We start from the raw sequence: 20,213 nt of genomic DNA on the forward strand, positions 1-20,213 counted from the left end.
CAATGCCCGTCTGCCGATACGATTCGCCCACCTCAATAGTCATTCTTGGAGTAGTCGAGCCGGATGCTATAGAACGAGCAGCCCCAGAGCGGCCTCTCCGCCGGTCAACCGGCGGCGGGCTCCGGCGAGATCGAGATCCGAACGCGGACCATGGAAGAACAGACAGTCGGGAGGTCGAAGTGGTCACCGGCAAGGACCGTCAGAAGCAGCTGGCCCGGGAGCATCACCTGAGGCAGATGCAGGCACGCGCCGAGCGCCAGCAGAGGGCCAGGCGTAACGCCGTCATCGGGACGAGCGTGGGGGTCCTGGTCGTGATCGCCGGCGTCGTCGGCGCGACCACGCTCATCGGCGGTGGTGACTCCACCACCACGGCGGCCGCCTCCCCGGCGGCGTCGCCCGCGGCGTCGGCGAACGCGGAGGCCGCGGGGCAGCCCAAGCCCTACGACCCGTCGACCGGCACCTGCGGCTACGTCGCCGACAAGGGCAGCGGGCAGATCAAGGACGTCGGCCTGCCGCCCGAGAAGGTCAGCACGGCCCCCGCGACGATGACGATCAAGACGAACCTCGGCGACATCGTGGCCCAGCTGGAGACCCAGAAGGCGCCCTGCACGGTCAACTCGTTCAAGTTCCTGGCGTCCAAGAAGTACTTCGACGACACCCGATGCCACCGGATGGGGCCCTCGGCCTTCCCGATCCTGCAGTGCGGCGACCCGCTCGCCAAGGCGGACGGCAAGAACCCCACCGACGGACAGGGCGGACCCGGCTACCGGTTCGCGAACGAGAACCTGGCCGGCGCGAAGTACACGCGCGGCGTCCTGGCGATGGCCAACAGCGGCCCCGACACCAACGGCAGCCAGTTCTTCATCGTGTTCGGGGACACCGGGCTGTCTCCCGACTACACGCCTTTCGGTACGGTGACCAAGGGGCTGGAAATCCTGGACGAGGTCGCCAAGAAGGGCGTGATCGCCGCTCCCGGCGGTGACGGCACAGGTGCGCCGAAGCAGCCGGTCATCATCAAACACGTGACAATCACCAGCAAGAGCTGACGTAATACAACCAAGGGCAAAACGGGCCCTGGAGGCTGATTCAAGTGCGGGAGGACACGGTGACCACCGACCCGTGGGGCCGGGTAGACGAAGACGGCACCGTCTACGTGCGTACGGCTGAGGGAGAACGGGCCGTCGGGTCCTGGCAGGCCGGTGAGCCGGAGGAGGCGCTGGCGTACTTCCGCCGGAAGTTCGAGGAGCTGGCCGGGCAGGTCCAGCTCCTCGAGCAGCGGGTGCGCGGGACCGACCTGGCGCCGGCGCAGGCGGAGTCCGGCATCGCGAAGCTGCGCGAGGCCGTCGCGGAGGCGCACGCGATCGGTGATCTCGGCTCCCTGCAGGACCGGCTCACCGCCCTGACGGACTATGTGGGCCATCGGCGCGAGGAGGTGCGGGCCGCCCGCGACCAGGCCCGCGCCCAGGCGCGCGAGACCAAGGAGCGGATCGTCTCCGAGGCGGAGCGCATCGCCGAGGAGACGACTCACTGGAAGTCGGGCGGCGAACGGCTCCGCCAGCTCGTCGAGGAGTGGAAGGCGGCCGAGCGCATCGACCGCGCGACCGAGGCGACGCTGTGGAAGCGGCTGTCCGCGGCGCGGACGGCGTTCGCCAAGCGCCGCAAGGCGTACTTCTCGTCGCTGGACGAGCAGCGGGACGCGGTCCGCACCGCCAAGGAGCGGATCGTGACCGAGGCCGAGTCGCTCGCCGGCTCCACCGACTGGAACACGACCGCGGCGGCCTACCGCGAGCTGATGCGCCAGTGGAAGGTCGCGGGCCGGGCCTCCCGTGAGGTCGAAGACGAGTTGTGGGCGCGGTTCAAGGGCGCCCAGGACCTGTTCTTCCAGGCGCGGTCGGCGGTCTACGCCGAGCGGGACGCCTCCTTCGCCGCGAACGCGGAGGTCAAGGAGGGGCTGCTGGCCGAGGCGGAGAAGCTGCTGCCGATCACCGACGCCCGGACGGCCCGCGCCGCCATGCGGGGGCTGCTGGAGCGCTGGGAGGCGGCCGGCCCGGTGCCGCGCGAGCAGCGCGACCGGCTGGAGGGCGGCCTGCGCAAGGTCGAGGACGCCATCCGCCGCGCCGAGGAGACCGAGTGGAAGCGGACCAACCCTGAGGCACGGGCCCGCGCCCAGGACACGGTCAACCAGCTGCGCAGGTCGATCGAGCAGCTTGAGGGCCGCCTCGCCAAGGCGCGCGCCGCGGGCCGGGACAAGGACGCCAAGGAGGCGGAGGAGGCGCTCGCCGCCCGCCGTTCCTGGCTGGAGGAGGCCGAGCGCACGCTCGCCGAGTTCTCCTGACCCTCCGCGGAGGGCGATGTGATCTTGCAGAACGGGGGTTCTACAAGGTCACCACGCCTTCCCCGCGGGGATGACGCCCGGCGAGACCGTCAGTTGTTCACCCGGTAGACGTCGTAGACGCCCTGCACGTTCCGCACGGCCTTCAGGACGTGCCCCAGGTGCTTGGGGTCGCCCATCTCGAAGGTGAACTTGCTGACGGCGACCCGGTCACGGGTGGTGGCGACGGAGGCCGACAGGATGTTCACGTGCTGGTCGGACAGCGTCCGGGTGACGTCCGACAGCAGCCGGGGGCGGTCGAGCGCCTCCACCTGGATCGCCACGAGGAAGACCGAGTCGTCGGTGGGCGACCACGAGACCCGGACCAGCCGGTCGGGCTGGGCGTTGAGCTGCTCGACGTTGGGACAGTTCGCCCGGTGGACCGACACCCCGTGGCCGCGGGTCACGAACCCCACGATCTCGTCGCCGGGGACCGGCGTGCAGCAGCGCGAGAGCCGCACCCAGACGTCGGGGTCGCCCGCCACCATGACCCCGGCGTTGGAATGAGCCCCGGCGCGCCCCCTGAGCCGCGTGGGGACCGCGACCTCGGCGATGTCCTCCTCGGCCGCCTCCACGCCGCCCAGGGACTGTACGAGCTTCTGGACGACGGCCTGGGCCGTCAGGTGGCCCTCTCCGACGGCGGCGTACAGCGCCGACACGTCCGGATAGCGCAGGTCGTGGGCGAGGGCCAGCAGGGCCTCCCCCGACATCAGCCGCTGGAGCGGGAGACCCTGCTTGCGCATGGCCCGCCCGATCGCCTCCTTGCCGGCCTCGATGGCGGTCTCGCGGCGCTCCTTGGAGAACCACTGACGGATCTTGTTGCGGGCCCGGCCGCTCTTGACGAACTTCAGCCAGTCACGGGACGGCCCCGCGTCGGGCGACTTGGACGTGAAAATTTCAACCGTGTCGCCGTTGCCGAGGCGTGATTCCAGCGGCACCAGGCGGCCGTTGACGCGGGCGCCGATACATCGGTGCCCCACCTCGGTGTGCACGGCGTACGCGAAGTCGACCGGGGTGGCGCCCTCGGGCAGGGCGATGACCTGGCCCCGGGGCGTGAAGACGAACACCTCGGAGACCGACAGGTCGAAGCGGAGCGACTCCAGGAACTCTCCGGGGTCGGAGGTCTCCTTCTGCCAGTCGAGCAGCTGCCGCAGCCAGGCCATGTCGTTGACCTGCTTGACCTTGCCGGCGCCCGAGCCGACGGTCTCCTCCTTGTACTTCCAGTGCGCGGCGACGCCGTACTCGGCCCGGTTGTGCATGGCCCGGGTGCGGATCTGCAGCTCGATCGCCTTGCCCTCCGGCCCCATGACCGTCGTGTGCAACGACTGGTACATGTTGAACTTGGGCATGGCGATGTAGTCCTTGAACCGGCCCGGCACCGGCTTCCACTGAGCGTGGATCGTTCCGAGCGCGGCGTAGCAGTCGCGTACGGTGTCGACCAGCACGCGGATGCCCACCAGGTCGTAGATGTCGTCGAAGGCGACACCCTTGGCGATCATCTTCTGGTAGATCGAGTAGTAGTGCTTCGGCCGGCCGCGCACGGTGGCCTTGATCTTCGCGTCGCGCAGGTCGGCGGAGACCTTCTCGATCACCTCGTGCAGGAACAGGTCTCTGCGGGGCGCCCGCTCCGACACCATCCGGGCGATCTCGTCGTATCGCTTGGGGTAGAGCATGGCGAACGCGAGGTCCTCCAGCTCCCACTTGATGGTGTTCATGCCGAGCCGGTGGGCCAGCGGCGCGAAGATCTCCAGCGTCTCGCGTGACTTCTGCTGCCGCTTGTGCTCCGGCATGTAGCGCATGGTGCGCATGTTGTGCAGGCGGTCGGCCAGCTTGATCACCAGGACGCGGATGTCGCGCGACATCGCGACCACCATCTTGCGCACCGTCTCGGCCTGCGCGGCGTCGCCGAACTTGACCTTGTCGAGCTTGGTGACGCCGTCGACCAGCAGCGCGATGTTGTCGCCGAAGTCGGCCTTCAGCTCGTCGAGGCTGTAGGCCGTGTCCTCGACCGTGTCGTGCAGCAGCGCCGCGCACAGGGTCTCGTCGTCGGTCCCGAGCTCCGCCAGGATCGTCGCGACGGCCAGTGGATGGGTGATGTACGGGTCGCCGCTCTTCCGCTTCTGGTCTCTGTGGTGGTACGCGGCGACATCGTAGGCACGCTCGATCACACGGAGGTCGGCCTTCGGATGGGTCGCCCGCACCGTCTTGAACAACGGCTCCAGAACCGGATTCATCGCACCCCACTGCCCCCCGAAACGGGAGAGCCTGCGTCGTGTCGCCGGCGCAGGCTTCTCCTCGGCGCCCGCCGCCGGCTCGTGCACCGCCTCTGCGGGCGCGTCGGCGGGCTCGGGGACGTCGTCGGAGACGACTCCGCGATCCTCCCGGGCGCTGTCGGGAACGACCACATCACGGGGCACACAGACTCCTAACGTCGAGTCCAGATTCCTCAGTGTATCCGTGCTGCCACAGCACACTTCGCCGCGTGCCCCGCTGCGGCCTCCGCCCGGCTCCTCACACGGCGACGAGGGCCCGGACGTCCAGACCGGACAGCCGGTCACGGCCGGAGAGGAAGGACAGCTCCATCAGGAAGGACGCCGCGACCACGTGGGCGCCGGCCCTCCTGACCAGCTCCACCGCGGCCTCCGCCGTGCCGCCCGTGGCGAGGACGTCATCGACGATCAGGACCCGGTCGCCGGCGTCGAACGCGTCGGCGTGCACCTCGATCGTCGCGGAGCCGTACTCAAGAGCATAGGACGCCGCCAGGGTTTCGGCAGGCAGTTTGCCCTTTTTGCGGATCGGCACGAATCCGGCTCCGCTCTGGTACGCCACCGGGGCCGCGAGGATGAAACCGCGCGCCTCGATGCCCACCACCTTGTCGAACGTCAGGCCCGCGGCCAGGTCGTCCACGACCTGGGTGAAGGCCGCGTGGTCGGCGAGCAGTGGCGTGATGTCCTTGAACAGGATCCCGGGCTGGGGAAAGTCGGGAATGTCTCTGATGAGCGCGGTCCAGTCGGTCACGTGCCAACGATAGGCCAATCACCGGGCCCCCGGGCGACGCGAAGGGGCGTCCCCGCGGCCCCTGACGGGCCGTGGGGACGCCCCCTACGCCGTGACGCGCTCCTAGCCGGGTCTGCCCCGGTTCAGCGCTTCTTGCGCTTGTCCGCGGCCGCCGTAGCGCCGTTCTGCGAGCCGGCCGGGACCGTCTCCTTCGACTCACGGGCGGCGGTCTTCGCCTGCGAGGCCTGCCTGGCGGCCACGCGGCGGGCCAGCGCCTGCCACTGCGGCTCCCGCTCCTTGAGCGTCACCAGGATCGGGGTCGCCACGCACAGGGACGAGTACGTACCGACGATCATGCCGACGAACAGGGCGAGCGACAGGTCCTTGAGGGTGCCCGCGCCGAGCAGCGTGGTGCCGACGAACAGGATGGCCGCAACCGGCAGGATCGCGACGAGCGAGGTGTTGAGCGAGCGGATGAGCGTGTGGCTGAGCGCGTTGTTGGCCGCCTCTGTGTAGGTCATCTTCGCGCTCGTGCCCAGCTTGCCCGTCACCTCCTTGATCATGTCGAAGACGACGACCGCGTCGTAGAGCGAGTAGCCCAGGATCGTGAGGAAGCCCAGCATGGTCGCCGGGGTGACCTCGAAGCCGGACCACGCGTAGACCCCGGCGGTGATCACCAGGTCGTGGACCAGGGCGACGATGGCCGCCAGGGCCATCCGCCACTCGAACGCCACCGACAGGTACAACATGATCGCGATCATGAAGACCACGAGGCCGATCCAGGCCTTCTGGGAGACCTCACCGCCCCAGGTGGCGCCGATGACCTGGGAGCTGACATCGCTCTCCGGGAGCTTGAACTCCTTGGCCACCGCCTCCTGGACCTTCGTCACCTCCGCGCCGTCGAGGCTCTCGGTGGTCACCCGCCAGCTGCGCTGACCGGCCTGCTGCACGATGACCTGGTGGGGGCCCGCCGCGCTCACCGCGTCGCGGACCTGCTCGACGCTGGAGCCGGGGGTCCGGGTGAAGTCGAAGACCGAGCCGCCGCGGAACTCCACGCCCAGGTTGAGGCCGCCCTTGACGATCAGCCCCAGGATCGACAGGAGCAGCAGGAAGGCCGACAGGCCGTACCAGATCTTGCGCTTGCCGACGAAGTCGATGTTGATGTCGCCGCGGTAGAGGCGGCTGATCATGCCCGCCATCACGCCTCCTGCATGGTCTGCTCGGCGGGGCTCGTACGGCCCATGCGCTCCGCGTCGAGTCCGGACAACTTGTGGCCCTTGGCGAAGAACCTCAGCCGCGCCGCCAGCGACATCAGCGGCTTCGTGAAGAGGAAGACCACGACGATGTCGATGAGCGTGGTCAGGCCCATCGCGAACGCGAAGCCGGCCACGCCGCCGACCGCGAGGAAGAAGAGCACGATCGCGGCGATGAACATGACGGCGTCGGCCACCAGGATCGTGCGCCGGGCCCGCCGCCAGGCGACCTCGACGGCCGACCGGAGCGTGCGGTGGCCCTCCTTGATCTCGTCGCGGATGCGCTCGAAGTAGACGATGAACGAGTCGGCGGTGATGCCGATCGAGACCACCAGACCGATGATGTGCGGCAGCGACAGCCGGAACCCGGCGTTGTGGCTGAGCACCGTCACGATCGAGTACGTGACCACCGTCGCCACCCCGAGGCTGGCCACGCCGATCAGGCCGAGGCCGCGGTAGTAGAGCAGCAGGTAGAGCACCACGATCAGGAGACCGAACGCACCGGAGATGAGGCCGCCGCGCAGCTGGTCCTGGCCGAGGGTCGAGGAGACCGACACGACCTCGCTCTGCTTGAACTTCAGCGGCAGCGCGCCGTACTTGAGCTGGTCGGCCAGCTCGGTCGAGGTCGTCTGGTTGAAGCTGCCGGAGATCCGGGCGCTGCCGCCCGGGATGGCCTCCTCGATCGTCGGCGCGACGATGACGACGCCGTCGAGGACGTTGGCGAGCTGGTTGCGCGGCGCCGGCAGGCTCGTGATGCGCCGGGTGATGTCGGCGAACTGCGACGCGCCCTTGGACTTGAAGTTGACCTGGACGATCCACTCGCCCGTCGTCGGGTCGGTGCCCGCCTGGGCTCCGCTGATCTCGGTGCCCTGAACGGCGGCCTTGTCGAGGATGTACCGGTAGGTGCCGTCGTCGCTGCAGGCCACGATCTGCTTGGCCGGATCGTCCTGCGCGCCCTGGCCCCGGTCCTTCTTCGTGCAGTCGATGGTGCGGAACTTGTCCAGCAGGGCCGGCTCGATGCCGCTGGTGTCCTGCCCGGCCAGCGGGTCGCCGTTGTCGGCGGGCGCGGCCGAGGGGGTCGCGGCCGGGGAGGTGGCGGTGGGCGAGGGAGTCGCGGTGGCCCGCGCCTTGGTCCCCCGCGTCCCGGCCCCCTGGCCGGCGGCCCGGTGGTGCGTCCGCGTGTTCGTGCCCTGGCCCGCGTCACCCCCGACGGTCCCCGGAGTCGGCGTCGCCGCGGCCAGCGCGGACGACAGGGCCCGCCCGGCGGGCGTCGCGCTCGCGCCCGGCTCGGCCGAGGCGGCCGTGCTCGGCGCGCCGGATCCCGCGGGCGTCGGAGCGGCCGAGCCGCCCGGCGTCGCCGGAGCGGTGGGCACCTGCTGCGCGGGCGGCTCCGTGGCGGGCGCCGCCGCGAGAACCTGCCGCATACGCAGCTCGGCCGTCGTCGAGACGAGACCGAGCGCCTCCTGCTGGCCCACCCCCGCGATCGAGATCACGATGTTGTCGTTCGCCCTCGCGACCTCGGCGTCCGAGAGGCCCTGGCCGTTGACACGGGCGCGGATGATGGTGATGGCCCGGTCGATGCTCTCGCTCGGTGGGGCCTTGCCGTCGGAGAGGACCGGCGACAGGGTCACCGTGGTGCCACCCGCGAGGTCGAGTCCGAACTTGGGAACGAACGCCTTCTGCAGGGCGATCGTCGCGCCCATGGCGATGATGAGCACGAGGAGCAGCAGGAGCGTGCGTCCCGGCTTGCTCTGGCTACTGGTCGGTGGGGCCACTGGAGGTCAGTTCTTTCGTCAAAGGGTGTGTGATCAGCCTACTCAGGACTGCTTGGTACTCGTATCGTCACCGTCCCCCGTGTCGGGGCCGTCGCTCGGCGAGGTGTCGGCGCCCGTCCCCGGGGCGTCCTCGACCGGCGTCAGCACCCGGCCGATGGCTGCCTTCAGCCATCGCGTCTCGACTCCCGGCGCGACCTCGAGGACGACGTCGTCGTCCTCCACCGTGACCACGGTGGCGAACAGGCCGTTCGTGGTCATGACCCGCGCTCCGGGGGCGAGCGAGTTCTGCATCTGGATCTGCTCCTGCTGCCGCTTGCGCTGCGGCCTGATCAGGAGGAAATAGAACACCACTACCAGCAAGATCAGTGGCAGGAACGTCCCAAGCGGGTTGTTACCCACGGGGGCCACCCTTCCGTAACGTGATGAACCGGCGTATGCCGGAGGTCGTGTGCGCTGCCGGGCGCGGCCGTCGCGACGCTGTGCGCGCCGACGTAAGCGGCCAGTCAAGCCACGCAGTGTATGCGAGCGGCCGGAATCCCGGCAACGAGGCCACGATCCGGCACGCGGGAAAGTTCCCGTTTCCGGCACTTCGCAACTGTTCCGTGATCATGCCGACACCGCCGGGCGGGCCCCCGGGCGCTCACGTGTCGTCGAAGAGAGTCGCCACGGCGGCGGCGCCGAACGCGTCAGGGGGCGGAGTCAGACCCAAATGGGTCCACGCCGCCGCGGTCGCCACCCGGCCGCGCGGGGTGCGGGCCAGAAGACCCTGCCTGACCAGGAACGGCTCGGCCACCACCTCGACGGTCTCGGGCTCCTCCCCCACCGCGACCGCGAGAGTGGACAGGCCGACGGGGCCGCCGCCGAACCGGCGTAGCAGCACGCCGAGCACGGCCCGGTCGAGCCGGTCGAGCCCCTCGGCGTCCACCTCGTAGAGGTCGAGCGCCGTGGCGGCCACCTCCCGGGTGACCACGCCCTCCGCGCGGACCTCGGCGAAGTCGCGGACCCGGCGCAGCAGCCGGTTGGCGATGCGCGGTGTGCCGCGGGACCGGCGGGCGATCTCCCACGCCCCGTCGGCGGGCAGGTCGACCGACATCAGCCGGGCCGACCGGTACAGCACCTGTTCGAGCTCGGCGGCCTCGTAGAAGTCCATGTGGGCGGTGAAGCCGAAACGGTCGCGCAGCGGCGCCGGGAGCAGCCCGGCCCGCGTCGTCGCGCCGACCAGCGTGAACGGCGCGATGTCGAGGGGGATGGAGGTCGCGCCCGGGCCCTTGCCCACGATGATGTCCACCCGGAAGTCCTCCATCGCGAGGTAGAGCATCTCCTCGGCCGGGCGGGCCATCCGGTGGATCTCGTCGATGAACAGGACCTCGCCCTCGGCCAGCGTGGACAGGATGGCGGCGAGGTCGCCGGCGCGCTCCAGCGCGGGCCCGGAGGTCATCCGCAGCGGCGCGCCGAGCTCCGCGGCGATGATCATGGCGAGGGTCGTCTTGCCCAGCCCGGGGCCGCCGCTCATCAGCACGTGGTCCGGGGGCCGGTTGCGGCGCAGCGCGCTCTCCAGCACCAGCGACAGCTGCTCGCGCACCCGCGCCTGCCCGATGAACTCGGCGAGGCGCTTCGGCCGCAGCGCCGCCTCGATCGCGCGCTCGTCGCCCTCCGGCTCCGGGGACACCAGGTCGCGGTCCAGGTTCATCGGTCGCCTCCCCCGGGCCGCCGGGCGCCCGGCCGTGAAACGTTCATCGCCCGTGACGCGCCCCGGCCGCTCCCGCCGGTCACTTGACGCTCAGCACGCGCAGGGCCGACTTCAGCAGCGCGCCCACCTGGGGGACGCCGCCCGCGGCCGTCTCGGCCTCCGCCTCGGCCGCCACGGCCGCTATCGCGTCGTCCGCGTCCTTCGCCGAGTAGCCGAGGCCGACCAGCCCGGAGTGCACCTGCTCGCGCCAGGCGGGACGGACGGCCCCGCCGTTCAGCGCGGCGTCGACGGCCCCGTCAGGAGCGCCCAGCTTGTCCTTCAGCTCCAGCACGATGCGCTGGGCGCCCTTCTGGCCGATGCCGGGAACCATGGTCAGCGCCTTGAGATCGGCCGCGGCGACCGCGACCCGCAGCGCGTTGGGGCTGTGCACCGCCAGCATCGCGAGCGCGAGGCGGGGACCCACCCCGCTCGCCGTCTGGAGCAGCTCGAAGACCGCCCGCTCGTCGTCGGCGGCGAAGCCGTACAGGGTGAGCGACTCCTCCCGCACCACCAGCGAGGTGGACAGCCGGGCGGGCTCGCCGACGCGCAGGGCGGCAAGTGTGCCCGGCGCGCAGTGCACGAGCACGCCGACGCCTCCCACCTCCACCACGGCGTGGTCCGGCCCCAGGGCGGCCACCCGCCCCGCCACGGATGCGATCACCGTGCGCTCCCTCCCCCGTCCGGACGCCTGGCGACAGTCCTACCAGAGGGCGCCCGCGATCCGCTCGCCGCGAGCGCCTGGGCCAGCCGCTGCTGGACGCCGCCCCGCCAGACGTGACAGACGGCCAGGGCCAGCGCGTCGGCCGCGTCGGCAGGCCGCGGCATCGCGTCGAGCCGCAGCACCCGGGTCACCATGGCCCCGACCTGCTTCTTGTCGGCGTTGCCGTTGCCGGTGACGGCGGCCTTGACCTCGCTCGGGGTGTGCAGCGCGACCGGCAGGCCTCTCCGGGCGGCGCACACGATCGCCACGGCGGCAGCCTGCGCGGTGCCCATGACGGTCCGCACGTTGTGCTGGGCGAAGACCCGCTCCACCGCCACCGCGTCCGGCCTGATCTCGTCGAGCCATCGCTCGATCCCGGCCTCCACGGCCACGAGGCGGGCCCCGATGTCGTCGTCGGATGGAGTGCGGACGACGCCGACCGCGACCATGCGCAGCGGAGCGCCGGGCCGGCCCTCGACGGCGCCGAGGCCACACCGGGTCAGCCCCGGGTCGACCCCCAGCACCCGCAGATCGGCCAGCCGCACCGGCGCCTCCCTGATCTCGCCGAACATCTGTTCGGTGGGTCACTCTATCGCGATCAGCGGCCCGCCGCGCCGTTCAGAAGTAATCGAGCATGTACGCTTCGCAGCCGAAGGCGGCGTCGAGAGCGTCGTCGGTCTCCGGCGAGCCGCCCGTCAGCCGTCCGGTGCGGCGCAGGGTGGCGGTCGGGACCCCCGCGAACAGGGCGGACAGGCCGCCGATGCCGAGGCGGGACGCCGTCCCGCCGGCCGCGCCCGGCTCGGCCGCGCACGCGCCGTCCGCGACCCGCAACCGCCAGGCCCCGGAGTTCGCGGGCCGCTGCGGGTCATCCACCTCGATCACCGTGTCGAGGCAGGCGCCGTACGGGAACCCCCGCCGGGCGACCGCGAGCGGCAGGTCGATCAGGCGGAACATCCAGCGGTCGCGGACACCCTCGTCCCTGGACCGCTCGCGCAGCAGCCAGAGCACGGGATCGTGCGGCTCGACGGAGGCGGTCACCCGGGCGGCGATCGACGAGGCGGTGCCGACCACGGACCACAGCGCCCTCGCGGTGGCCTCCGAGCCGGCCACGAGGTTGTCGACCTCGATGTCCCCGTCACTCCAGCGGTAGATCACATAGCCGTCGTCGGCCAGGTAGCAGAAGTCGTCCTCGTCGTCCGTCCAGAGCCGCCAGGTGCGCTCGGGCCAGCCGAGCGGGCCCGAGGCGCGGCTGCCGGAATGGACCCGGTCGAGGACGGCCATGAGCTCGGGCACGTCGTCAGGCCCCAGCCGGCGCAGTTTGACCCCGGCGCCGGGAGCGGCGAGCGTCCGCAGCGCCTCCGTCGGCAGCGAGATCCGCAGGCGCCCGCCCGCGTGCTCGTATCCCACCGACCGGTAGAGCGGCGTCGTCGCCGGATAGAGGGCCGACACGGCGTCGCCCAGCTCCGTGCAGCGCTCGATCACGGCCGCCATGAGCGTCCGGCCGATTCCCCGGCCGCGGTCCTCGGGGGCCACCGTGACGCTGCCGATCGCGCCCATCGGCATCGCCCGTCCGTGCCACCACTGGACGCACGGGTTGATCCGCGCGGCGGCGACCAGCCGGGTGCCGTCGGCGACGCCGAGGTAGCGGCCCTCCGCGAGCATCGGTGTGACCAGCCTGCGCCAGGTGTCCACCTGCGCGGACGCCAGCGGGCCGAAGGAGCGCCTGCGGATGTCCAGCACGGCGTCCAGGTCGTCGAGGGTCAGATCGCGAACGTTCACGTACGGAACCTACGCGCCGCCGCCGCGTGGAGTCGAACGGAATTCGGCGCCGGTCAGGCCTCGAGCTTCTCCATGATGTCGTCGCCGACGTCGAAGTTGGCGTAGACGTTCTGCACGTCGTCGCTGTCCTCCAGGGCGTCGATGAGGCGGAACACCTTGCGGGCGCCCTCCTCGTCAAGCGGGACGTTCATGGTGGGCAGGAAGCTCGCCTCGGCCGACTCGTAGTCGATCCCGGCGTCCTGCAGCGCCGTGCGCACGGCGACCAGATCGGTCGGCTCGCTGACGACCTCGTAGTTGTCACCGAGGTCGTTGACCTCCTCGGCGCCGGCCTCGAGGACGGCCATGAGCACGTCGTCCTCGGTCAGCGAGCCCTTGGGGACGATCACGACGCCCTTGCGGTTGAACATGTACGACACCGAGCCGGGGTCGGCCAGCGAACCGCCGTTGCGGGTCAGCGCCACGCGCACCTCGGACGCCGCACGGTTGCGGTTGTCGGTGAGGCACTCGATGAGAACCGCGACGCCGCCGGGGGCGTAGCCCTCGTACATGATGGTCTGCCAGTCGGCGCCGCCCGCCTCCAGGCCGCCGCCCCGCTTACGCGCCCGCTCGATGTTGTCGATCGGGACGGAGCTCTTCCTGGCCTTGGTGATGGCGTCGAAAAGCGTCGGGTTGCCTTCCGGGTCGGGACCGCCGGTCCGGGCCGCGACCTCGATGTTCTTGATGAGCTTGGCGAACAGCTTGCCCCGCTTGGAATCCAGCGCCGCCTTCTTGTGCTTCGTCGTCGCCCATTTCGAGTGGCCGGACATCGCCTAGAGCTCCCTCATCATTTCGACAAAGTGCGAGTGCACGCGCGCGTCACCGGTCAGCTCCGGATGGAAGGACGTCGCGAGCAGTGGTCCCTGCCGGACCGCGACGATCCTATCCCCAGGTTCCGTCCGCCCCAGCACTTCGACATCGGCTCCGACGGATTCGACCCACGGGGCGCGGATGAACACGGCCCTGATCGTCCCGCGCCCGGCGAAGTCGAGATCGGCCTCGAAGGAGTCGATCTGGCGGCCGAAGGCGTTGCGCCGGACGACCATGTCGATCCCGCCCAGCGTCTGCTGTCCCTCGACGCCGCCCTCGATGCGGTCCGCCAGCATGATCATGCCGGCGCACGAGCCGAACGCGGGCATGCCCTCCTTGATCCGCGAGCGCAGCGGTTCGAGCAGTTCGAACGCCGTGGCGAGCTTCCACATCGTGGTCGACTCGCCGCCCGGGATCACCAGCCCGTCCACCGCGGCCAGCTCCTCCTCCCGGCGTACTGTGACGGCGGAGGCCCCGGCCCGTTCCAGCGCGCGCAGGTGCTCGCGCACGTCGCCCTGCAGGGCGAGCACGCCGATCACGGGGGAAGAAGTCACAGCGTTCCCTTCGTACGGTGGCGATTCAGCGTATGACCAGCCGCCCCGGCGGCCCAAACCGAGCCGCCGCGGCTGAGCCAGGACCGGGCACGGGCCCGGGCGGGCTCAGTCGCGGCCGAGCTTCGCCAGGGCGGAGAGCGCGACGGCGATCGCGGAGCGCTCTTCGGGGGTGAGCTCCTCAAGCCGCCGCGTGAGGTAGCCGATCCTGGCCAGCCGCACCGCGCGCAGCCGCTCCCGGCCCTGGTCGGTCAGGATCACCGTGCGCACCCGGGCGTCGGAGGCGTCGAACCCCCGGGACACGAGCCCCGCCTCCTCCAGACGGTTGATCTGCACCGTCATCGTGGGCAGCTGCACGCCGTGCTCCTCGGCGAGGTCGGTCATGCGGCGCGGCGCGCCCTCCAGTGAGCCGAGCACGCCGTACTGCTGCGGCGTGAGCGGCTGACCGGCGGTCGCCCGGCGCAGCAGCAGCACCAGGTGCCGCATCTCGCGTGACAGGCGCTCCGCGAGCCCCGCCGTGTCGTCCGCCGTCATCTCCCGCATCTTCGACCGCCCTCGCTCGATCCGGCACACGATCCCACCCCGTCCCGGGCGCGGCCGGCCGCCGGGACGAGGACTACCAACCGCGCTCGGCGAGGCGGTGGGGCACCGGGATGTCGTCGACGTTGATGCCGACCATCGCCTCGCCCAGCCCGCGGGACACCTTGGCGATCACGTCGGGGTCGTCGTAGAAGGTGGTGGCCTTCACGATCGCGGCGGCGCGCTTGGCCGGGTCGCCGGACTTGAAGATGCCCGAGCCGACGAACACGCCCTCGGCCCCGAGCTGCATCATCATCGCGGCGTCGGCCGGGGTGGCGATGCCGCCGGCGGTGAACAGCACGACCGGCAGCCTGCCCTCGCGCGCGACCTCGGCCACCAGCTCGTACGGCGCCTGCAGCTCCTTGGCCGCGACGTACAGCTCGTCCTCCGGCAGCGAGGTGAGCCGCTTGATCTCACCGCGGATGCGGCGCATGTGGGTGGTGGCGTTGGAGACGTCGCCCGTGCCGGCCTCGCCCTTGGACCGGATCATCGCGGCGCCCTCGGTGATGCGGCGGAGCGCCTCCCCGAGGTTGGTCGCGCCGCACACGAACGGCACGGTGAACCGCCACTTGTCGATGTGGTTGGCGAAGTCGGCGGGGGTGAGGACCTCGGACTCGTCGACGTAGTCGACGCCGAGCGCCTGGAGCACCTGGGCCTCGACGAAGTGGCCGATCCTGGCCTTGGCCATCACCGGGATCGACACGGCACTGACGATGCCCTCGATCATGTCGGGGTCGCTCATGCGGGAGACCCCGCCCTGGGCGCGGATGTCGGCGGGCACCCGCTCAAGCGCCATGACCGCGACGGCTCCGGCGTCTTCGGCGATCTTGGCCTGCTCGGGGGTGACGACGTCCATGATGACGCCGCCCTTGAGCATCTCGGCCATCCCGCGCTTGACGCGTGCGGTGCCGACTGCGGCGGTCTCGTTGACTTCGGGGGCGCTGCTGGACACGGTGCTTCCTCACGAGAGCGGACCAACGGATTCACCACCATCGTAGGCGGTGGGCGATCCGGACCCCGACCTGCCACCGTGTCGGAGTGGATCAGGCGTTTCGTCCACCGTGTCCAGCACGGTGTCGATCGCAGACCGGCACGGCGTCACGGGGGCGTCCGTCAGGGGGCGACGGGCTTCCTGGCCGCGAGGACCACCCACACCTGCCCGCGCGCGAAGGCCAGCGGCTTCCCGTCGGCGCCCGTGTAGGTGGTGCCCTCCTTCTCGGAGGGACGCGACCAGCGCATCGGATAGGCCTTGCCGTCCCTGAGCACCACGCCGGTGCCCTTGCCGACCGAGTGGACGAGCGGGGTGTAGCTGCCGTGGAAGTCGTGGAACTCCGACCTGTCGGTCTTGACCCACTGGACGACGATGGTCGGCGCGCCCTGCTGGCCGCCCTCGGCCGCCTTGTCCGGCACGCCGTCCTGCGTCACGAGCCACCGCTTCTGCGTCTCCGACCAGGTGAACGTGAACCGGGCGGCCGGATATCTGACCGTGACGGACTTCTTCGCCACTCCCCCGGCCGGGGGCTCGTCGGAGAACTCGAAGCCGATGTCGGCGGCCTTGCTCGCCTGCGGGGCGTGCGCCAGGAGCTTGCGCGGGCTCGCGAACAGGTTGTACGGCGCGACCCGGCCGGGCACGCGCGTGTAGGCGCCGGGCGTGCTGCTGTCCGACACGTCGTACAGCGGCGCCTTCTGCACGAACGGGATCATCTTGGTCTGCACGCCCGAGTAGGCCAGCGCGGGCTTGCCGAACTGCGGAAGGATGTGCAGATCGGAGATGCGGGCGCTGCGGACCGGGCCGACCTGGGCCGGCAGCTTCGACGAGAAGATCGCCATGATGCGGGTCAGGCCGCCCTCGACCTGCTCGACGTACACGATGTCGGCGCTGCGCAGGCCCATCTGCGGCTTGCCCGCCGAGGTGTTCTCGATCTTCACGGCGAGCACGGGCCTGCGCCCGGCCGAGGGACGGCCGGTGAACGGATAGTCGGGCGGCGGCGTGGGTGACGGGCTTACCTCCGCCGGCGAGGCCTCGCCCTGCGCGCGCGGCGCGCCGCCGTCGCCGTCCGAGGAGCACGCGGCCCCGGCGAGGGCGGCCCCCAGGGCCAGCGTGAAGCCGATCACTCTCCGCACGGCACAGCTCCTAACCTGAAGAGCCACCGTGACCAGGCACGACTCGCCCGGCTCGGCCGACCCTCGCCAAGAAACGGCATGAGCTTACCGGCGAACGCCGCGAAGTCCCGAACGAACCAGGACAGATCGGATCATTCACCGGAACGATCTCCGTCCCGCCGACGGGCTACTCGGCGGCGAACGTCTCCGGCGGGGTGTCGTCGATCTCGAAGAACTGGGGGAAGTCGGTGTGGCCGGCCAGCCGGAGGGCGCGGGCCAGCCAGCGCCGCTGGGCGGTTCGGGTCACGGCGACGGCGTTGTTGTAGAACCGGCGGGAGTAGAGCACCTTGGCGACCGCCGTGTCCAGCTCCTCCAGCAGCGCGGAGCCGGTCGGCAGCTCGGCCATCTTCTCCCGGAACCGCTCCTGGCCGACGACCACCCGCAGGGTGCGCGACAGATCGCTCTCCGCGTGCTCGCGCTCCTCCGGCCCCGCGGTCCTGGCCTCGTGCGCGGCGGCGGCGAGCACCAGCGAGGTGGCCGGGTCGAGGATGCGCGAGCCGGCCAGTTCGAGGCAGACGGCCGCGCGGCGCAGCAGCGCGGCGTCGAGGGCGGCCTGGGCGGTCTCCAGCCGGATGTGCAGGCGGTCGAGCCGACCGGCCCGCCACGAGATGTAGACGGCGGCGAGCACGGCGACCGCGGTCGCCACCACGAGCAGAGTGGTCACGAGACGTCCTCCACGACCCCGGTGGCGGAGTTGGTGACCGTCTCGTACACCCGGACGACGTCGCGGGCCACGGTCGACCAGTCGTACTTCCGCACCGCCAGGCGGGCCTCGTCCGACAGCTTCGCCCGGCGGGCCGGGTCGTCGAGCAGCCGGGCCGCCTCGGCGGCGAGCGCGCCGGGGTCGCCCGTCGGGAAGAGCGCGCCCGCCTGCCCGTCGCCGAGCACCCGGCGGAACGCGGGGATGTCGCTGGCGAGGATCGGCGCGCCGGCCGACATGGCCTCGGTGAGCACGATCCCGAAGCTCTCCCCGCCGAGGTTGGGGGCGCAGAAGATGTCCACCGAGTGGTACGCGCGGACCTTGTCGGTCTCGCTGACCATGCCCAGCAGCCCCACCCGGTCCCGGTACGGCGCGGGTACCCGTTCGAGCGCCTCGTCGGCGTCGCCCGGCCCGGCGACGAGCAGCCGCAGGCGCGGCCGCTCGGCGGCCAGCCTCCCGAAGGCCTCCAGCAGCACCCCGAGCCCCTTGCGCGGCTCGTCCATGCGGCCGAGGAAGCCGATGACGTCTCCGTCGGGGCCCCATCCGGGCAGCGGCGCGCCTTCGGCGTACCGGCCGACCGCGACGCCGTTCGGGATCAGCACGGCGTCGCCGCCGAGGTGTTCCACGAGGGTCCTGCGGGCGGCGTCGGAGACGGCGATCCTGCCGGTGATCTTCTCCAGCGCGCTCTGCAGCATGGGCGCGGCCACCGACATGGCGCGGGAGCGCTCGTAGGAGGCGTGGAAGGTGGCCACGATCGGCCCCTTCGCCACCCAGCAGGCCAGCACGCCGAGCGACGGCACCGCCGGCTCGTGGACGTGCAGCACGTCGAAGCGGCCCTCCCTGATCCACTTGCGGACCCGGTTGGCCGACAGGAATCCGAACGCGAGCCGCGCCACGGACCCGTTGTACGGCACGGGCACCGCCCGCCCCGCCGAGGTCACGTACGAGGGGACCTCCGCGTCGTCGGCGGCCGGCGCGATGACGGACACGTGGTGCCCGTCGGCGATCAGCGCCTCGGCGAGATCGCGGATGTGGGCCTGCACGCCCCCGGGGACCTCCCAGGTGTACGGGCAGACGATGCCGATTCTCACGGCGCTCTCCCGAGGCGGGGCTCCAGGTCGTCGAGCCACAGGCGCTGCAGCATGTGCCAGTCCTCCGGGTGCTCGGCGATGCCCTTCTCGAAGACCTCGGCCATGCTCTGGGTCATCCTCGCGACCTTCTCCTGCCGGGTGCCCTCCGCAGGGACCGGGATCGCCTCGTGGATCCGCACCCCCCAGCCGTCGCCCTCGAACCACAGGACGGCGGGCAGCAGGGGCGCCCCGGTCTGGACCGACAGCAGGGCGGGCCCCGCCACCATGCGGGTCCGCGCGCCGAAGAAGTCGACCTCCACGCCGGACGCGGTGAGGTCGCGCTCGGCCGGCAGGCAGACCGGCCGGTTCTGCCGCAGGCGCTGGGCGAGCACACCGAAGGCCATGGCGCTGCCGCCCTCCTTGCGGGTGAGCGGCAGGACCTCCATGCCGAGCCCCTCGCGGTAGGCCACGAACCGCTCGAACAGCGACTCGGGCCGCAGCCTTTCTGCGACCGTGGTGAAGGGATAGCCGATGTGGACCAGCCAGGCGCCCGCGAGGTCCCAGTTGCCCATGTGGGGAAGGGCGATCACGACGCCCCGGCCGCGCTCCAGGCTCTCGGAGATCCCCTCCGCTCCGGTGATGTTCATCCCCTCGATGATCCGCTCCCGGCTCATCGAGGGCAGCCGGAACGTCTCCATCCAGTAGCGGAAGTAGGACCGCATGCCGGCCCGGCTGAGCTCGCGCACGGCCGGATCGCCGGGCTCGGCCCCGATCACCCGGGCGAGGTTGGCCTCAAGCCGCAGCACCGAACCGCCGCGCCTGCGCCAGATCGAGTCGGCCAGGACGCGGAAGCACAGGGCGGCGAACCGCTCCGGCATGTGGCGGACCACCCCCCAGCCCAGGGCGTAGGAGGCCGCGACGAGCCGGTCCCCCGGCGACATCCGCGGAGGGGACGGCCGGGACGCGCCCGCCGCGCGGGTCATCTAACCACCGCCTGCCGATAGACATGGACCATCCGCTGCACCACTGTGATCAGGCTCGCCGCCGCGAGCAGCCACAGCCCTATCGCCAGGACGTACGGCACGCCGAGGCCGGACAGCCCCGCCGCGACCAGCACCACCACGAGGCGCTCGCCCCGCTCGGCGAGCCCGACGTTCGCGGTCATGCCGAGACCCTCCGCACGGGCCTTGGCGTAGGAGACCAATGCTCCCGCGACAAGGCAGAAGAGCGCGACGCCCGCAAGAAGGATCTCGGGCTCCTTCTCCAGGACGAAGTAGAGGATGAGCCCCGAGAAGATCGCGGAGTCGCTCAGGCGGTCGAGGGTGGAGTCGAGGAAGGCGCCCCAGGCGCTCCCCTTGCCCGTCATCCGGGCGAGCACGCCGTCCAGCATGTCCGCGAACACGAAGACGGTGATGGCGACCGTTCCGGGGAACAGCCAGCCACGCGGGTAGCAGATGAGGGCGGAGGCGACCACGCCGAGAGTCCCGATCGTGGTGATGACGTCCGGGGAGACCCCCAGGCGGGCGAGGGCTCGGCCCAGGGGAGACATGATTCGGGTGATAGCGGGGCGCAGGACTTTCAGCATCGCCGTCCGATCGTAGGCCATGATCTGCCAGGCCAGCCCGCAAGCACATTACGCGGATGGGTCTTGTGATATGGGCCACATGGGTAAAGGGTGAAGAACACGCGCCTGTGCGGTC

The 20,213-nt window shown here is 71.3% G+C and carries 20 protein-coding genes; 2 read left to right on the top strand and 18 right to left on the bottom strand.

The window, feature by feature from the left end; genetic code table 11:
• Nucleotides 1-179: 179 nt before the first annotated feature.
• Nucleotides 180-1,046 carry a peptidylprolyl isomerase gene (locus JOL79_RS30230; RefSeq protein ID WP_307848812.1) on the top strand — a complete coding sequence of 289 codons (867 nt, stop codon included), beginning with the start codon at nucleotides 180-182 and terminating at the stop codon, nucleotides 1,044-1,046.
• 59 nt (nucleotides 1,047-1,105) lie between these two features.
• Nucleotides 1,106-2,335: a DUF349 domain-containing protein gene (locus tag JOL79_RS30235; RefSeq protein ID WP_210159328.1), complete on the top strand. Its 1,230-nt coding sequence runs from the start codon at nucleotides 1,106-1,108 to the stop codon at nucleotides 2,333-2,335.
• An 89-nt stretch (nucleotides 2,336-2,424) separates the two neighbouring features.
• On the opposite strand, the gene JOL79_RS30240 is transcribed toward JOL79_RS30235, so the two are convergent.
• The 18 genes from JOL79_RS30240 to pgsA all read right to left on the bottom strand — a co-directional run bounded on the left by JOL79_RS30240 (nucleotide 2,425) and on the right by pgsA (nucleotide 20,098).
• On the bottom strand, nucleotides 2,425-4,605 hold the full coding sequence (locus JOL79_RS30240) for a RelA/SpoT family protein (protein ID WP_210159362.1): 2,181 nt from the start codon (nucleotides 4,603-4,605) through the stop codon (nucleotides 2,425-2,427).
• A gap of 277 nt (nucleotides 4,606-4,882) precedes the next feature.
• The gene (locus JOL79_RS30245; protein ID WP_210159329.1) at nucleotides 4,883-5,389 is read right to left on the bottom strand and encodes an adenine phosphoribosyltransferase; all 507 of its coding nucleotides are present in this window, start codon (nucleotides 5,387-5,389) and stop codon (nucleotides 4,883-4,885) included.
• Between the two features lie 122 nt (nucleotides 5,390-5,511).
• The gene (gene secF, locus JOL79_RS30250) at nucleotides 5,512-6,567 is read right to left on the bottom strand and encodes a protein translocase subunit SecF (RefSeq protein ID WP_210159330.1); all 1,056 of its coding nucleotides are present in this window, start codon (nucleotides 6,565-6,567) and stop codon (nucleotides 5,512-5,514) included.
• The gene (secD, locus tag JOL79_RS30255) at nucleotides 6,567-8,396 is read right to left on the bottom strand and encodes a protein translocase subunit SecD (RefSeq protein ID WP_307848813.1); all 1,830 of its coding nucleotides are present in this window, start codon (nucleotides 8,394-8,396) and stop codon (nucleotides 6,567-6,569) included. Before secD ends, secF begins: the two co-directional genes overlap by 1 nt.
• A 42-nt stretch (nucleotides 8,397-8,438) precedes the next feature.
• Nucleotides 8,439-8,795 (bottom strand): preprotein translocase subunit YajC, encoded by a 357-nt coding sequence (gene yajC, locus JOL79_RS30260; RefSeq protein ID WP_210159331.1) that lies wholly within the window; start codon nucleotides 8,793-8,795, stop codon nucleotides 8,439-8,441.
• Nucleotides 8,796-9,036: 241 nt separating this feature from the next.
• On the bottom strand, nucleotides 9,037-10,086 hold the full coding sequence (gene ruvB, locus JOL79_RS30265; RefSeq protein WP_210159332.1) for a Holliday junction branch migration DNA helicase RuvB: 1,050 nt from the start codon (nucleotides 10,084-10,086) through the stop codon (nucleotides 9,037-9,039).
• Nucleotides 10,087-10,165: 79 nt separating this feature from the next.
• On the bottom strand, nucleotides 10,166-10,786 hold the full coding sequence (gene ruvA, locus JOL79_RS30270; RefSeq protein WP_210159333.1) for a Holliday junction branch migration protein RuvA: 621 nt from the start codon (nucleotides 10,784-10,786) through the stop codon (nucleotides 10,166-10,168).
• Nucleotides 10,783-11,355, bottom strand: a complete 573-nt coding sequence (ruvC, locus tag JOL79_RS30275; RefSeq protein WP_210159364.1) for a crossover junction endodeoxyribonuclease RuvC — start codon at nucleotides 11,353-11,355, stop codon at nucleotides 10,783-10,785. Before ruvC ends, ruvA begins: the two co-directional genes overlap by 4 nt.
• A gap of 88 nt (nucleotides 11,356-11,443) precedes the next feature.
• Nucleotides 11,444-12,604, bottom strand: a complete 1,161-nt coding sequence (locus tag JOL79_RS30280; protein WP_210159334.1) for a GNAT family N-acetyltransferase — start codon at nucleotides 12,602-12,604, stop codon at nucleotides 11,444-11,446.
• A 53-nt stretch (nucleotides 12,605-12,657) separates the two neighbouring features.
• Nucleotides 12,658-13,410 carry a YebC/PmpR family DNA-binding transcriptional regulator gene (locus tag JOL79_RS30285; RefSeq protein WP_210159335.1) on the bottom strand — a complete coding sequence of 251 codons (753 nt, stop codon included), beginning with the start codon at nucleotides 13,408-13,410 and terminating at the stop codon, nucleotides 12,658-12,660.
• Nucleotides 13,411-13,413: 3 nt separating this feature from the next.
• Nucleotides 13,414-14,004, bottom strand: coding sequence for a pyridoxal 5'-phosphate synthase glutaminase subunit PdxT (gene pdxT, locus JOL79_RS30290; protein ID WP_210159336.1), 591 nt, complete (start codon nucleotides 14,002-14,004; stop codon nucleotides 13,414-13,416).
• A 105-nt stretch (nucleotides 14,005-14,109) separates the two neighbouring features.
• Nucleotides 14,110-14,535 (bottom strand): MarR family winged helix-turn-helix transcriptional regulator, encoded by a 426-nt coding sequence (locus JOL79_RS30295; RefSeq protein WP_210159337.1) that lies wholly within the window; start codon nucleotides 14,533-14,535, stop codon nucleotides 14,110-14,112.
• 82 nt (nucleotides 14,536-14,617) lie between these two features.
• Complete coding sequence (gene pdxS / locus JOL79_RS30300) at nucleotides 14,618-15,532, bottom strand: pyridoxal 5'-phosphate synthase lyase subunit PdxS (RefSeq protein WP_210159338.1); 915 nt, start codon at nucleotides 15,530-15,532, stop codon at nucleotides 14,618-14,620.
• A gap of 161 nt (nucleotides 15,533-15,693) precedes the next feature.
• A complete protein-coding gene (locus JOL79_RS30305; protein ID WP_210159339.1) occupies nucleotides 15,694-16,704 on the bottom strand; it encodes a DUF3048 domain-containing protein in 1,011 nt (336 codons plus the stop codon).
• 166 nt (nucleotides 16,705-16,870) lie between these two features.
• Nucleotides 16,871-17,407 carry a hypothetical protein gene (locus tag JOL79_RS30310; protein ID WP_210159340.1) on the bottom strand — a complete coding sequence of 179 codons (537 nt, stop codon included), beginning with the start codon at nucleotides 17,405-17,407 and terminating at the stop codon, nucleotides 16,871-16,873.
• Nucleotides 17,404-18,534 (bottom strand): glycosyltransferase family 4 protein, encoded by a 1,131-nt coding sequence (locus JOL79_RS30315; protein ID WP_210159341.1) that lies wholly within the window; start codon nucleotides 18,532-18,534, stop codon nucleotides 17,404-17,406. Before JOL79_RS30315 ends, JOL79_RS30310 begins: the two co-directional genes overlap by 4 nt.
• Nucleotides 18,531-19,496, bottom strand: coding sequence for a phosphatidylinositol mannoside acyltransferase (locus JOL79_RS30320; RefSeq protein WP_210159342.1), 966 nt, complete (start codon nucleotides 19,494-19,496; stop codon nucleotides 18,531-18,533). The genes JOL79_RS30315 and JOL79_RS30320 overlap by 4 nt, the downstream gene beginning before the upstream one ends.
• Nucleotides 19,493-20,098, bottom strand: coding sequence for a phosphatidylinositol phosphate synthase (pgsA, locus tag JOL79_RS30325; RefSeq protein ID WP_210159365.1), 606 nt, complete (start codon nucleotides 20,096-20,098; stop codon nucleotides 19,493-19,495). Before pgsA ends, JOL79_RS30320 begins: the two co-directional genes overlap by 4 nt.
• Nucleotides 20,099-20,213: the final 115 nt, after the last annotated feature.

It is taken from the genome of Microbispora oryzae (assembly GCF_017896165.1).
Taxonomy (GTDB): domain Bacteria; phylum Actinomycetota; class Actinomycetes; order Streptosporangiales; family Streptosporangiaceae; genus Microbispora; species Microbispora oryzae.

Bases quoted from the DNA above. Each gene is read 5' to 3' on its own strand.
- JOL79_RS30240 (WP_210159362.1), bottom strand. From the start codon at position 4,605: ATGAATCCGGTTCTGGAGCCGTTGTTCAAGACGGTGCGGGCGACCCAT.
- pgsA (WP_210159365.1), bottom strand. From the start codon at position 20,098: ATGCTGAAAGTCCTGCGCCCCGCTATCACCCGAATCATGTCTCCCCTG.
- JOL79_RS30285 (WP_210159335.1), bottom strand. From the start codon at position 13,410: ATGTCCGGCCACTCGAAATGGGCGACGACGAAGCACAAGAAGGCGGCG.
- ruvB (WP_210159332.1), bottom strand. From the start codon at position 10,086: ATGAACCTGGACCGCGACCTGGTGTCCCCGGAGCCGGAGGGCGACGAG.
- JOL79_RS30295 (WP_210159337.1), bottom strand. From the start codon at position 14,535: ATGACGGCGGACGACACGGCGGGGCTCGCGGAGCGCCTGTCACGCGAG.
- secF (WP_210159330.1), bottom strand. From the start codon at position 6,567: ATGGCGGGCATGATCAGCCGCCTCTACCGCGGCGACATCAACATCGAC.
- JOL79_RS30320 (WP_210159342.1), bottom strand. From the start codon at position 19,496: ATGACCCGCGCGGCGGGCGCGTCCCGGCCGTCCCCTCCGCGGATGTCG.